Here is a 13,241-nt window from a genome sequence, read left to right as displayed (position 1 = left end):
CCAACAAGGGCCGCAATGGAATTAAAGTGTTTTTCTAAGGAAAGCACTTTTTTTTTGCCTACGAAAAGGGCTACCTTTGGTCAAAATCGTATTTTATGTTGAAAAGAATTTTACTGGCAATAGGTTTCTGCTCCCTATTGTTTTTCTCTTGTAACACAGCCCCTGAGGGTTTTACAATCAAAGGTGAAATGACTGGCGATCTTGCCGATGGCACCAAGGTACTATTGCAAAAACCAGATTCATTGAATAGAAGCCTTGTTGCCATTGACACTACCGAGATAACCAACGGACTTTTTGAATTCACTGGGACAGCGGACGAAGCGATGGTGCATTATTTAAGTTTTGATGGTGTGCGAGGCAATGCCCCATTAGTCGTTGAAAACGGTACCATATCCTTTTCTGCCCAAAAAGACAGTATTGGCTTTTCAAAAGTTAAGGGAACGCCACAGAACGACATTTTTATGGCCTATTTGGAAGAAACCAGAAAAATGGGTGCTATTTCCCGTTCTTTTAATGAGGAATTCCGGATGGCCCAACAGAAACAGGATACTGCGGCAATAGAGTCCCTAAGGGCGGAATATCTTGACCTCCAAGAGCGTGCAAAAAGTACGGACGTTGATTTTATCAAAGCAAACCCCAACGGCCTTATCTCTGTACTAATTCTGGAAAGGGCGGTAACCACTAAAGGGTTGCCGGCTAAAGAATTAAAGGAACTTTATGATGGCCTAAGTGCAGAAATGCAGGATACCAAAGCGGGCAAGCGAGTTGGAGAAACCATCACAAAATTATTAAAAACAGCCATAGGAAGTCCCGCGCCGTCATTTTCTGGACCTACACCAGAGGGCCAGACCTTAGCACTCTCTGATGTAAAGGGAAAAGTGGTTTTAATAGATTTCTGGGCAGGTTGGTGCAAACCCTGCCGCTTGGAAAATCCCAATATCGTATCGGTTTATCAAGACTATAAAGACAAAGGTTTTAATGTATTAGGCGTTTCCTTGGATAGAAAGGACTCAGACTGGAAAAATGCGATTGCCGCAGACGGGCTGGAATGGAACCACATTAGTAACTTGCAGTACTTTCAAGGCCCCATAGCACAGTTATACCAAGTAAATGCGATTCCTGCTGCATTTTTATTGGATGAAAATGGCATCATCATTGCCAAGAATTTAAGGGGTTCTGCCTTACGTGAAAAGGTTGCGGAGCTTTTGGATTAAGCCAAAGGATTTAAGAAAAAACAAAAAACGCTATCCGTGAAATGGATAGCGTTTTTTGTTTTCGCTTTAGGAGGACTAAAATTTATCCTGAATGTCATCATAATTACCGGTGACCGCTGCTCCGCTGCCCATTACCACATTTCCAAAGATGTTGGCCCTTGAGGTATCTCCCAAAAATTCCACGGTGGCATTCTCCCCTAAAACCAAATCTCCGTATATGGTAAGATTACCCTCTATTTGTAGTCTGGCATTAGCGCCAACAACTAAATTTCGTCTTCTATTGTTTCTGGCTACAATAAAAGTGCCCCTAATGGCGAAAGAACCATTTGCACTTATGTCCACTTGGTTGTTTACCGTCCAGGTACCACATAGCAATAGTTGTCCATCTACGGAAACATTTCTAAACCTTCTAGAACCACTATAGGCTAGATTCTCGGCCGCACCAACCCTTAGATTCGTACTACCGGCATAGTTTGGGGTATCTGCACATCTGGATGCCAAATCTGCAGAGGGCTTGTTCATTTTTATGATTTGAAGTCCCTCTGTTCCAGAAGCGGCAAAAATATAATCGCCCTTTGTGGCCACATAGTTAATGGAACCATTAAGCTCTATTATTCCGGTAAGGTCCTCTCCTTTTACCTCTTCCGATATACAGAGACCTGCCCCACCATTTGCCATTAATAACACACCATCGTTAAAGGCAGTTGCATTGGTTACCACTTCTTCGGGTAATGCATCGTTAGGGTTAAGGGGTATATCAATATATTGCAACAGGTTTCCTGAATTGGTATCATAAAGGCCAGCACCGCGCTCCCCTTCTGCAACTACCAGAGTTTCATTATAAAAATCCAAGGTACGTTTATCAGCAAGCCTAAAGTCTGAATTGATGGGGATTTGGTTGGTTTCATTTAATTCCGAATCCAGAATACGTACCCCAAAATCTGCATCCAACACCATGATTTTACTGTCTCTAATGGCAATGGACCTTAAATCTTGAAAAGGCGTTTCATTGATAATTTCCAAAGTAGACTTATCAAATTCCGTAACATAACCATCACGGCCACTGGTCATAAACACACTGGTAGCGGTAACGGCCACATCATTTGCATTAAAGCCTTCTTGAAAACCATAGCTGATGCCCGGTGCCAGGTTAAACCTTCCATTCTGTACCATAATTTTTGCCACAAAGGAATTGGATGTTATGGTTGCAGACTGTTCAGAATCAAAACCGCCAACGGCATATAAAAACCCATTACTGAACTTTAAGGAATTGATATCTGCATTGAGATAGTACAATCTGGAAGTAACCCTTGGTCTGTCCGGGTCACTGATATCAACGATATCGAGACCACCTGCATAACCATCTTCAACGGTATTGTATGCCACATAAGCATATTCACCTACAAGGTCTACATGGCTTGCGGTAAGGTTTTCACCTCCGTTAAAAGATGGGGGTCTTATACTGGCCACCAAGCTAAGCGGATAATCCCCAGCTCGCTCCTCTACAAATCTAGCCGATTTATTTGTTGTCAACTCCTCCTCGTAAATATCAAGAACACCGCTATTGTCATAGCTTAAACTGTTTTCCAAAACGGTTGCATTGGTCTCTAACTGAATAAGATTTTCTTCATTTTCAAAAACGGTGGTAGTATCTGAACAGGCTGCAAAAAATAATAGTAATGAGGAATAAAGTAGTATTCGTCTCATAGCATTATAGGTTTTTAAATTTGGGACTTACAAAGAACGGGCAGAATTAAAATATCTTGTAGGAAAAATGCCATATTTCGACAAACTACCTCATTTTAGCAGAATATTTTACAGAAAATAAGAAATCACCTACAAATAAGCAGTTAGTCTAATGAATTTTGCCCATTTTGGTCAACACAAATAAAATGATAATGGGTAACGCCAATAGCAAGACCATAAGGGTGTCCGTAACCAATAGTGCTGGCTTAAAGACGAGGGTGGTCATATATCCCCCAATGGCACCTCCAAAATGTGCCGTATGCCCAATATTGCCCAACCTGCTCTTCATTCCATAAATAGAGTACAATAGATACCCAATACCAAGTACATAAGCTGGTAAAGGTATGGGTATAAACATGATGCCCAATTGCATATTGGGCTGCAGAAGAATAGCAGCGTACAATACACCGGTTACGGCACCACTGGCACCTACCGCACTATACAAAGGTTCATCTTTATGAAAATATAGGGCGAGCAAACTACCGGTAAAAAGACTTATGAAGTAAATGATCAAAAATTGCACGGAACCAAACCAGCCTATGATAACAGGTGCAAAAAAATACAACGTAAACATATTAAAGAACAAGTGGGAGAGGTCTACATGTAAAAAACCTGAAGATATCATACGGTCCTTTTGTCCTGCCTTAATTCCCCCAATACTAAATTTGTAACGCTCAAAGAATCCGTTGTCGTTAAATCCTTTAAATGATGCCAAGGCATTGGCGGCAATCAAAGCTATAGTAACTATATCTAACTGATTCATGAGACAGAATTTGGCTGCAAATATAGCTATATTTGTGTACACGATTTTTCTATGCAATTACTCGTTTATCTCTTGGTTTATCCCATACTGTGGATAATTTCCCGCCTACCTTTCACTATACTGTATATACTGTCCGATGCCCTGTATTACCTGCTTTTCCATGTCATTGGTTATCGAAAAAAAGTGGTGCACGCCAATCTGCAACTCGCATTTCCGGAAAAGGATGGGAAAGATATCATGAGGATTCAAAAAGCATTTTACAGTCATATGTGCGACGTGTTCTTAGAGATCATTAAAACCATGGGGATGACGGCCAAACAAATGGAAGAACGTTTTGAGATGCACAACCATGACATCATCAACCAAATGGCCGCCCAACAAAGGAGCACCGTACTTTTTGCGGGCCACTACGCGAGTTGGGAATGGCTGTTGGCCCTTAACGTGCGCTTAAATCCAAAGGCATATGCCATCTACCAAAAAATAGAAAACCCTTATTTCGACAAATTGGTACAACGTATCCGTGGTACGTTTGGCACTACGTTGTTAAGGACCTATGAGTCCAGGCAACGCATTGCGGATTTGGTGGAGAATGGGCAAACCTTTGTTTTAGGCCTAGCAAGTGACCAATCCCCAATGCTCTCCAAAGCAAAGCACTGGATGGAGTTTATGGGCGTTAGGGTACCCATTCATGTGGGTGCGGAAAAAATGTGTAAAGAGCATGATTTGGTCCCAATATTTTTAAAGGTTGAAAAAAAGAAAAGAGGATATTACAAGGCAACTTTTGAAATTATTACCGAAGAACCAAAAAATATACCGGATTTTGGGATTTCGGAACATTTTATGAAATCGCTAGAGCAGGTAATCCGAAAAAAACCTGAATATTACTTCTGGACCCATAAGCGGTGGAAACATGCCGGCAAAGAACCACAAACAGCTGTAACAAAAACCGACTGATGCCATAACCCCTAACCCATAATTACAAGTATGACCGATTTAGAAATTGCCAGAAAGGCGTCCCTAAAACCTATAGCAGAGATTGCAGCCAAATTAGGAATTCCGCAGCATAGCCTAGAGCCCTACGGCAAATCCAAGGCAAAACTGCCACTTAATCTAATTGACAAAACACAAGCCGCCAAGGCCAAATTAGTACTGGTGTCGGCCATATCCCCTACACCGGCCGGAGAGGGAAAAACTACCATGTCCATTGGTCTGACCGAGGGGTTGAATCTGCTTGGAAAAAAAACTACCGTGGTGCTAAGGGAGCCTTCTCTTGGCCCTGTATTTGGTATTAAGGGCGGTGCTACCGGTGGGGGTCATGCACAGGTATTGCCCATGGAGGACATTAACCTGCACTTTACTGGGGACTTTGCCGCCATTGAAAAGGCGCATAATCTTTTAGCTGCGCTTATTGACAACAATATTCAGAGTAAAACCAATACACTTCAACTAGACCCTAGGACAATTTCTTGGAAACGCGTAGTGGATATGAACGATCGTTCCCTGCGTAACATTATCGTTGGGCTTGGTGGCACGGGTTCCGGAATTCCACGAGAAACTGGGTTTGACATTACCGCTGCCTCAGAAATCATGGCCATTTTATGTTTGGCTGAAGACCTTCTGGATTTAAAAACAAGGTTGGGTAACATCTTTATTGGCTATACTTTTGACAAACAACCTATTTATGCCAAGGATTTAAAGGCTCAGGGAGCTATGACCGCTCTTCTGAAAGATGCGGTAAAGCCAAATTTAGTGCAGACCATGGAAGGCAACCCAGCTATTATTCACGGTGGCCCATTTGCAAATATTGCACAAGGCACCAACTCCGTCATCGCCACAAGGATGGGAATGACCTTGTCTGACTATGTGGTCACTGAGGCCGGATTTGGTTTTGACCTTGGAGCAGAAAAATTCTTTGACATTAAATGCCAAAGTGCTGGTATTTCTCCCAGTGTAGTGGTGTTAACCACCACGATAAGAGCCTTAAAGTATCATGGTGGCGCTGCTTTGTCCGATTTAAAGTCTCCCGATTCGGAGGTGTTGAGAAAAGGGATGCCCAACTTGGAAAAGCACCTAGAAAACATCAAACAATTTAACGTAACCCCCATTATTGCCATCAATAAATTCCTAACGGACAGTGATGAAGAAATAGCCGTTATACAAGCTACGGCCAAGAAATTGGGCGTGGCTGTGGCCATTGCCAATGTTTGGGAACAAGGAGGTAACGGCGCTTTGGATTTGGCGCAAAAAGTAATTGATATTGCGGATGCAGCCCACCAACCCTTTACCCCAATGTATGACTGGAAAAGCCCGGTAAAAGAAAAAATAGAAACCATAGCCAAAAAGATATACGGGGCCAAACACGTAGATTATACCGCACAGGCCAAACAAGATTTAAAAAAAATTGCCGACTTAGGACTGGAACATTTGGCCATTTGTATCGCCAAAACCCAAAAATCCCTTTCTGACAATCCCAAGTTATTGGGTAGGCCAAAGGATTTTATGATAACCGTCCGTCAAATTGAGATTGCCGCTGGCGCAGGCTTTTTGGTTCCCATCACAGGAAACATTATGAGAATGCCCGGATTACCGGCACATCCTGCTTCTGAGCACATTGATATTGACAAAGATGGGGTAATCAGCGGGTTGTTTTAAACTGGTCCGCAAGGTTAAGCAGGCCTGCGACTTAATTACGGCAAAAGACAGAAAGAGGCATAAAAATCAGGATCTTTGTAATGGAAAAGGAACTTTGCCAAGGCTTTTACCAAACACATCCACTGTGGACCAAAGAACAGTTTGGAATCTCCCAATTTAACTTTCCGGAGGTACATCTGGGAAATTTCCTGCCGTATCCCATACCGGAAAAATTACGATTGGGCCACCAAATGGAATATGTTTTTGAACAGCTATTACAGTACTCCCAGACCTGGGAAGTACTGTCCAAAAACATTTTGGTAGACCATGGTAAGACAAGATTGGGAGAACTTGACTTTATTTTAAAAAATAGGCGCACCCAAGCCGTTCACCACGTAGAACTGACCTATAAATTCTATATTGTCAACCCCAATATCACGGAACCTATTCACCGGTTAATGGGCCCAAATAGACGGGATATGTTTTTTTCCAAGTTGGATAAGTTAAGGGATAAGCAATTTCCGTTGTTATTTAGTGCCCCAGTAGATAAGATGCTGCGGCAATTAGGCATTAGTGCGGCATCCGTCCATCAAAATGCTTGCTTTAAGGCACAGTTGTTTACACCCTATGGAGAGGTTACCCCAAAAATTAGGCCTTTGAACACCAACTGTTTTGTAGGCAATTGGTTACCGTTTGATGCCTTTAAGAAAAAAGAGTTTGCAGACGCTCAATACTACATTCCCTTCAAGAGGGAATGGGTAATTTCCCCAGTACCAAACAGAACCTACCTTTCGCATTTTGAAACCTTGATGGAAATTAATCTGCGAATGATACGTGAAAATGCCCCGATGCTCTGGATGAAGAAACCGGATGGAAGCCTTCGCAAAATATTTGTGGTTTGGTGGTAGGCAGAAGTCCTTAACCATAAAAGTCTTCATTTTCAACTAGGAAAACCACAAAAATAAAATAGCTTTTAAACCAAAGCCGTACCTAGGGCTTTGGTAACTAAAACACACTGCCAAACCATCAAATAAAGTGTATCACTTCATGTGCCTATTTCTTTCGTTCCAGTAGCGTAGCTTCTATATCCTTTAGACTAAAACCCTTTGCTTGTAACAATATTAAATAATGAAACAACAGATCGGCGCTTTCGTTCAGAAATAAGGTATCATTATCATCTTTGGCTTCAATAACGGTTTCCACGGCTTCTTCGCCCACCTTTTGGGCTATTTTATTGATGCCCTTTCTAAATAGGGAAGCTACATAGCTGTTATCATCATCTTGATTCGCTTTTCGGGACGCAATGGTTTTTTCCAGCTCCCCAAAAAACCCAAAGCGTCCGCTGTTTTCCTCGTTCCAACAGGTATCCGACCCTTTGTGGCAGGTAGGCCCAGTTGGATTTACGCTCACCAATAGGGTGTCCTTATCACAATCGTTCTTAATACTGACCAAGTTTAAAAAATTACCGCTCTCCTCGCCCTTGGTCCAAAGTCTTTGTTTGCTACGACTAAAGAAAGTCACCTTTTTAAGCTTTAATGTTTTATCTAGGGCCTGGGCATTCATATATCCTAGCATCAACACGCTTTTGGTAGTGGCATCCTGGATGATTGCCGGTACCAATCCCTGTTCCAATTTTTCCCATGCCGGCGTGCTAAAATCCAACCTCATATATTATCATTTTTTATTAATCCTCTTAATCAGCCCAAAAATCAATATCACTTCATGATAATAACCGTTTTGGGCAATGGTATTTTTATGCAAACAAAAACCTCTTGGGTTTACCCAAAACTACAACCTAACGGGTATACCTTGGTCCTTTAACCGCTGCTTTAATTCCACAATTTCAATTTCCTTAAAATGGAAAACACTAGCCGCAAGGGAAGCGTCAGCTTTTCCTAGGGAAAAGGCTTCCTCAAAGTGGGTCATACTGCCGGCACCGCCAGAAGCAATGATGGGAATGTTTACCAATGAGCACAATCTGGCCAGGGTATCATTGGCAAAGCCCTCTTTGGTACCATCATGATCCATACTGGTAAACAAGATTTCCCCCGCTCCACGGGATGCAACCTCTTTGGCCCAATCAAATAACTTAATTTTGGTAGGCACCTTGCCTCCTACCAAATGAACCATCCATTCCCCTTCAATTTCCTTGGCGTCAATGGCCACCACAATACATTGGGATCCAAACTTGGCGACAAGTTCATTGATCAAAGCTGGACGTTTTACAGCGGAAGAATTCACCGAAACCTTATCTGCCCCATTTTTTAGTAGGATATCCACATCTGCAACGGAAGATATACCACCACCCACTGTAAAGGGAATATTCAATTTTTCAGCAACACGATACACCAAGGCTGCCAGGGTCTTTCTTTTCTGCTCCGTAGCTGAAATATCCAAAAACACAAGCTCATCTGCCCCTTCAGAGGCATACCGTTGAGCAAGTTCCACTGGGTCCCCAGCATCCCGAAGGTGCACAAAATTAACTCCCTTCACAGTCCTGCCGTCCTTAATGTCCAAACAGGGTATAATTCTTTTTGTTAACATAGCTTTTGTTATTCCCTACGTGTTTTGAAACCTTTTCAAATTGGTGATTTAAGGTTTCCATGGTTGACATTTTTTGCTTGATTAAATTGGTTTTTCAATTCTAGCAGCAATTTTTTAGTTCTTTTCATTTCCCAATCGGTCTATATGCAAAGTAGTGCTATTCCTGTAAGTCATTCCATACTCCAATTTAAACCGCATCCCGCATCCTAACCTAAAACGGGTTCGGCCTTAGGTTACATTTTTTTTATTCAAATCAACTCCCGCATAAAAGCCAAGCTGCTTATTCTTGAGCAATTTTGCCCAAAAAGCAATTTGCCCGGTATGGTAAGACAAGTGTTCCACTAGGTGAATACAATTGCCAATACCGCTAAATTCAAAACCCTGCACTTTTTGTTTTTGCAAAAAACGTTCTACCGTAGTGGCCGAAATTACTTGTTTGACCTCTGTGACCGTGGTTTCCAATTGTTTGAGCAAGCCTGTTTTGTCATAACCACCGGTTGTGGAGAACTCTATATCTCGGTTCCGGTTGTCTTCCATTTCCGTTAAGGATGCAATTCCGTACTGCCTCATATTGCCACAAAGGTGAAGCACCAAATTACCAACACTGTTTAGGGAAGCGTTTGGTTTTTGCCAAACTTCATCCTCTGTTAGTGTTGAAAGCGAAATGCGTAACATGCGCAGACTTTCATCCATGCGGTAGTGGCAATGCGCTATAAGTTCCTCCTGAAAATGTGTTAATTTGTCCATTCTAAAAGGCGAATTCTTCCAATTGCTTTAAACTTATTTTATTCTCATAAATAGCCTTACCTATGATGACGCCCTCACAACCCAATTCCTTTAATTGTGGTAGTTGGTCAAAGGCAGAAATTCCACCGCTGGCAATTAAACCAATTCCTATTTCCCGGTAATCCTCTACGCCGGCACCCGTTACCTTTGTTTTATGGACCATGGTTTGTTCCAATAGTTTTTGATAAAGCGAAAACGCTGGCCCCTCTAACATCCCATCCTTGGAAATATCTGTACAAATCACATAATTAATGCCCTTTTCCTGATAAGCCTTAACAAAAGGAATCAATTCCAATTCCGATGCTTCCTGCCAGCCCGATACCGCTATTTTTTCGTTCAGTGCATCGGCCCCAAGAATAATTTTATCACTGCCATATTGCGCTATCCAGCGGGTAAAGGTTTCTTTGTCCTTTACGGCAATACTGCCACCCGTTATTTGTTTGGCACCGCTTTCAAAGGCAATATGCAAATCCTTATCGGTTTTTAGTCCCCCACCGAAATCTATTTCCAAAGTGGTTTTTGAGGCAATCCGTTCCAAGACTTTATGGTTAACGATATGTTTTGATTTGGCCCCATCCAAATCTACCAAATGCAAATGGCGTATCCCGTGGTCCTCAAACGACTTGGCCACCTCCAGCGGGTCTTCATTATAAATTTTCTTAGTGGCATAATCCCCTTTGGATAAGCGCACACATTTGCCCTCTATGATGTCTATGGCAGGTATTATTCTCATAAGTCCAAAAAATTTTTTAAGATTTTGGCCCCATAATCCCCGGACTTTTCTGGGTGAAACTGTACGCCATAAAAATTATCTTTTTGTAGGGCAGCACTATATGCCTCTCCATAAGTGCATGTGGCAATAGTTTCATTGCTCTTTGGTGCATAAAAACTATGAACCAAATAAATATAATCTTCTTGAAGCCCTTTAAACAATTCTCCCTCAAGGTTTTCAATCCTATTCCATCCAATCTGTGGCACTTTTACCGCAGCCTTAAATTTCACGACGTCAACATTAAAAATACCAAGTCCTTTGGTGTTGCCCTCTTTAGAGGAATTACACATGAGCTGCATCCCTAGACAAATCCCCAGAACCGGCTGGCTTAAATCCGTAATAACATCTTGCAGTCCACTTTCCCGTAATTTGGCCATGGCAGTACTGGCCTCTCCCACTCCTGGAAAAATAACTTTGTCCGCCTTTGAAATCTCTTGGGCATCATTGCTCAACACTGCTTCAATACCCAATCTTTGAAAAGCAAACTTAATGCTCTGGATGTTGCCTGCGCCATAGTCTATAATAACCAACTTCATTATAAGAGTCCTTTGGTTGATGGTAACACCATTTTTTCCACATCCCTCTTTACGGCCATTTTAATGGCTTTGGCAAATGCCTTAAAAATAGCTTCGATTTTATGGTGTTCATTGGTTCCTTTAGCACTTATATTTAGATTAGCCTTGGCTCCATCACTAAAGGACTTAAAAAAATGCAGGAACATTTCGGTAGGCATATCTCCCACTTTTTCCCGCTTAAACTCCGCATCCCAGACCAGCCAGTTTCTACCACCAAAATCAATGGCGACCTGCGCTAGGCAATCATCCATGGGCAAGCAAAAACCGTATCGTTCAATTCCCAATTTATTTCCCAAGGCCTTGGTAAAAACTTCGCCAAGGGCAATTGCGGTATCCTCTATGGTATGGTGTTCGTCCACTTCCAAATCCCCATCAACCTGTATGGCCAGATCCATCTGCCCATGACGCGCTATTTGGTCTAACATATGGTCAAAAAAGGCAAGCCCCGTATTGATATTGGCCTTCCCCGTACCATCCAGGTCTACTTCAATACGTACATCGGTCTCTTTGGTCTTCCGATGTGTTTTTCCTACACGATCTGAAAGTTTTAAAAATGTATATATTTTTTCCCAATCATTGGTTTCCAATACAATATAGTCAGAAAGGTCAGTCTCCTTTACCGTAATTTCATCGGTACCTAATTGGGTTTGGTCGTTGATAAAGATGCCTTTTGCCCCCAAGTTCTTGGCAAGTTCCATATCTGTAAGCCTATCGCCTATCACAAAACTTTGTGCCAGGTCATATTCCTCTGTCAGAAATCGTTGTAGCAATCCGGTCCTTGGTTTACGTGTAGGTGCATTGTCTTTGGGGAAAGTTCTGTCAATCAGCACCTCACTAAAGTCCACACCCTCATTGTGAAAAGAGGTCAACATAAAATTATGAACGGGCCAAAAGGTATCTTCCGGAAAACCATCCGTACCCAAACCATCTTGGTTGGTCACCATGACCAACTCAAAATCCAATTCTCTGGCAATCTTGCCCAAATAGGTAAATACCTTTGGATAAAATTCCAGTTTTTCAAAACTGTCCAATTGATAGTCCAAAGGCGGTTCTATGGCCAGTGTGCCATCCCTGTCTATAAAAAGAACACGTTTGCCCTGCGCTTTCATAGGGAACGATTTTTGTTTATCGTTAGCCATCTTTCATGATATTGGTTAATACGTTTACTAACTTTTTGTTTTCTTGCGTTGTGCCCACTGTTAGTCGTAAGGTATTTTCACATAAAGTTTGGGTACTTCTGTTCCTAACTACAATGCCGTTTTCCATCAATTGACGATAACGCAAATCGGCGTCATCCACTTTTATGAGAATAAAATTGGCTTCTGATGGATATATTTTACGGATAAAAGAAATGCCTTTCAATTGGTTGGCTAGCGCTGTTCTTTGCCTCACCAATTCCCCAATTTGCTCTTGAACCGTTTGTTGGTCCAAAATCCCGGTCAATGCTCTTTGCTGGGTAAGTTCATTCACGTTATAAGGCGGTTTAATTTTTTTAAGGACGTTAACGATTGCTTCAGACGCAAAACAAAGACCTAACCGAACAGCGGCCATGCCATAGGCCTTGGATAGGGTCTGTATCACCACCAAGTTGGGAAATTCATGGAGACGGGTTGCCCAAGAAGGGATGTCCGCAAAGTCAATATAGGCCTCATCTATAACCACCAGGCCATTAAAATTAGCTAAAATCCATTCTATTTTAGCTTGATTAAAAAGATTTCCCGTGGGATTGTTCGGAGAACAGATAAACAACAATTTGGAGGAACTGCTTTGCGCTTTTTCGATGGCTTCCAAGTTTGGCTGAAACTCCGGTGTCAATGGCAATTGCCTATTTTCAACGGCATTGATGTTGGCCAAAACCCCGTACATGCCGTAAGTGGGCGGCAAGGTAATTACGTGGTCTTTTCCGGGTTCACAAAAAGCCCTAAAAAGTAAATCCAAAACCTCGTCACTACCGTTGCCCAATAAAATCTGCTTCTGTGAAACACCTTTAATATCCGCTATGGCAGATTTTAGGCTGCGTTGGTGAGGGTCTGGATAACGGTTGACCCCATTATTATTAGGGTTTTCATTGGCATCCAAAAAAACCATGTTGGCACCTGTGGCCACATACTCGTCCCTTGCGGAAGAGTACGGTTTTAAGGTGCTAACGTTTTTCCTTATGATGTTGTTTAAGTTAAATGTCATTGCGTTGTATCCATACTTTTGTGAAA

Annotated in this window: 13 protein-coding genes; 4 read left to right on the top strand and 9 right to left on the bottom strand. The window is 42.1% G+C overall.

What is annotated here, in order from left to right:
* Positions 1-95: 95 nt before the first annotated feature.
* The gene (locus I595_RS01215; protein WP_245628200.1) at positions 96-1,214 is read left to right on the top strand and encodes a TlpA disulfide reductase family protein; all 1,119 of its coding nucleotides are present in this window, start codon (positions 96-98) and stop codon (positions 1,212-1,214) included.
* Positions 1,215-1,289: 75 nt separating this feature from the next.
* On the opposite strand, the gene I595_RS01210 is transcribed toward I595_RS01215, so the two are convergent.
* Complete coding sequence (locus I595_RS01210; RefSeq protein WP_054557565.1) at positions 1,290-2,921, bottom strand: LVIVD repeat-containing protein; 1,632 nt, start codon at positions 2,919-2,921, stop codon at positions 1,290-1,292.
* A 148-nt stretch (positions 2,922-3,069) separates the two neighbouring features.
* Positions 3,070-3,723, bottom strand: coding sequence for a rhomboid family intramembrane serine protease (locus I595_RS01205; protein WP_054557564.1), 654 nt, complete (start codon positions 3,721-3,723; stop codon positions 3,070-3,072).
* 51 nt (positions 3,724-3,774) lie between these two features.
* Between I595_RS01205 and I595_RS01200 the strand changes: the two genes are divergently transcribed.
* The 3 genes from I595_RS01200 (at position 3,775) to I595_RS01190 (ending at position 7,262) form a co-directional block, all read left to right on the top strand.
* On the top strand, positions 3,775-4,677 hold the full coding sequence (locus I595_RS01200; RefSeq protein WP_054557563.1) for a lysophospholipid acyltransferase family protein: 903 nt from the start codon (positions 3,775-3,777) through the stop codon (positions 4,675-4,677).
* Positions 4,678-4,707: 30 nt separating this feature from the next.
* Complete coding sequence (locus tag I595_RS01195) at positions 4,708-6,375, top strand: formate--tetrahydrofolate ligase (RefSeq protein ID WP_054557562.1); 1,668 nt, start codon at positions 4,708-4,710, stop codon at positions 6,373-6,375.
* Between the two features lie 80 nt (positions 6,376-6,455).
* Entirely contained in the window at positions 6,456-7,262 is an 807-nt protein-coding gene (locus I595_RS01190) for a DUF1853 family protein (RefSeq protein ID WP_054557561.1), read from the top strand.
* Positions 7,263-7,407: 145 nt separating this feature from the next.
* Here the strand turns inward: I595_RS01190 and hisIE are convergent, their stop codons facing one another.
* From hisIE to hisC, 7 genes are all read right to left on the bottom strand, one after another.
* On the bottom strand, positions 7,408-8,022 hold the full coding sequence (gene hisIE / locus I595_RS01185) for a bifunctional phosphoribosyl-AMP cyclohydrolase/phosphoribosyl-ATP diphosphatase HisIE (RefSeq protein WP_054557560.1): 615 nt from the start codon (positions 8,020-8,022) through the stop codon (positions 7,408-7,410).
* A 120-nt stretch (positions 8,023-8,142) separates the two neighbouring features.
* Positions 8,143-8,898 (bottom strand): imidazole glycerol phosphate synthase subunit HisF, encoded by a 756-nt coding sequence (gene hisF, locus I595_RS01180; protein WP_054557559.1) that lies wholly within the window; start codon positions 8,896-8,898, stop codon positions 8,143-8,145.
* 228 nt (positions 8,899-9,126) lie between these two features.
* Positions 9,127-9,645 (bottom strand): DinB family protein, encoded by a 519-nt coding sequence (locus I595_RS01175; RefSeq protein WP_054557558.1) that lies wholly within the window; start codon positions 9,643-9,645, stop codon positions 9,127-9,129.
* Between the two features lies 1 nt (position 9,646).
* Positions 9,647-10,417 (bottom strand): 1-(5-phosphoribosyl)-5-[(5-phosphoribosylamino)methylideneamino]imidazole-4-carboxamide isomerase, encoded by a 771-nt coding sequence (locus tag I595_RS01170; protein WP_054557557.1) that lies wholly within the window; start codon positions 10,415-10,417, stop codon positions 9,647-9,649.
* Positions 10,414-10,992 (bottom strand): imidazole glycerol phosphate synthase subunit HisH, encoded by a 579-nt coding sequence (gene hisH / locus I595_RS01165; protein WP_054557556.1) that lies wholly within the window; start codon positions 10,990-10,992, stop codon positions 10,414-10,416. Before hisH ends, I595_RS01170 begins: the two co-directional genes overlap by 4 nt.
* Positions 10,992-12,170: a bifunctional histidinol-phosphatase/imidazoleglycerol-phosphate dehydratase HisB gene (hisB, locus tag I595_RS01160; RefSeq protein ID WP_245628199.1), complete on the bottom strand. Its 1,179-nt coding sequence runs from the start codon at positions 12,168-12,170 to the stop codon at positions 10,992-10,994. Before hisB ends, hisH begins: the two co-directional genes overlap by 1 nt.
* Positions 12,163-13,215: a histidinol-phosphate transaminase gene (gene hisC, locus I595_RS01155; protein ID WP_054557555.1), complete on the bottom strand. Its 1,053-nt coding sequence runs from the start codon at positions 13,213-13,215 to the stop codon at positions 12,163-12,165. The genes hisB and hisC overlap by 8 nt, the downstream gene beginning before the upstream one ends.
* Between the last annotated feature and the right edge of the window lie 26 nt (positions 13,216-13,241).

The organism is Croceitalea dokdonensis DOKDO 023, from assembly GCF_001306415.1.
GTDB classification, from domain to species: Bacteria; Bacteroidota; Bacteroidia; order Flavobacteriales; family Flavobacteriaceae; genus Croceitalea; species Croceitalea dokdonensis.
Note: the sequence above shows the minus strand (reverse complement) of the source record. Positions and strands in the feature narration are given on the sequence as shown.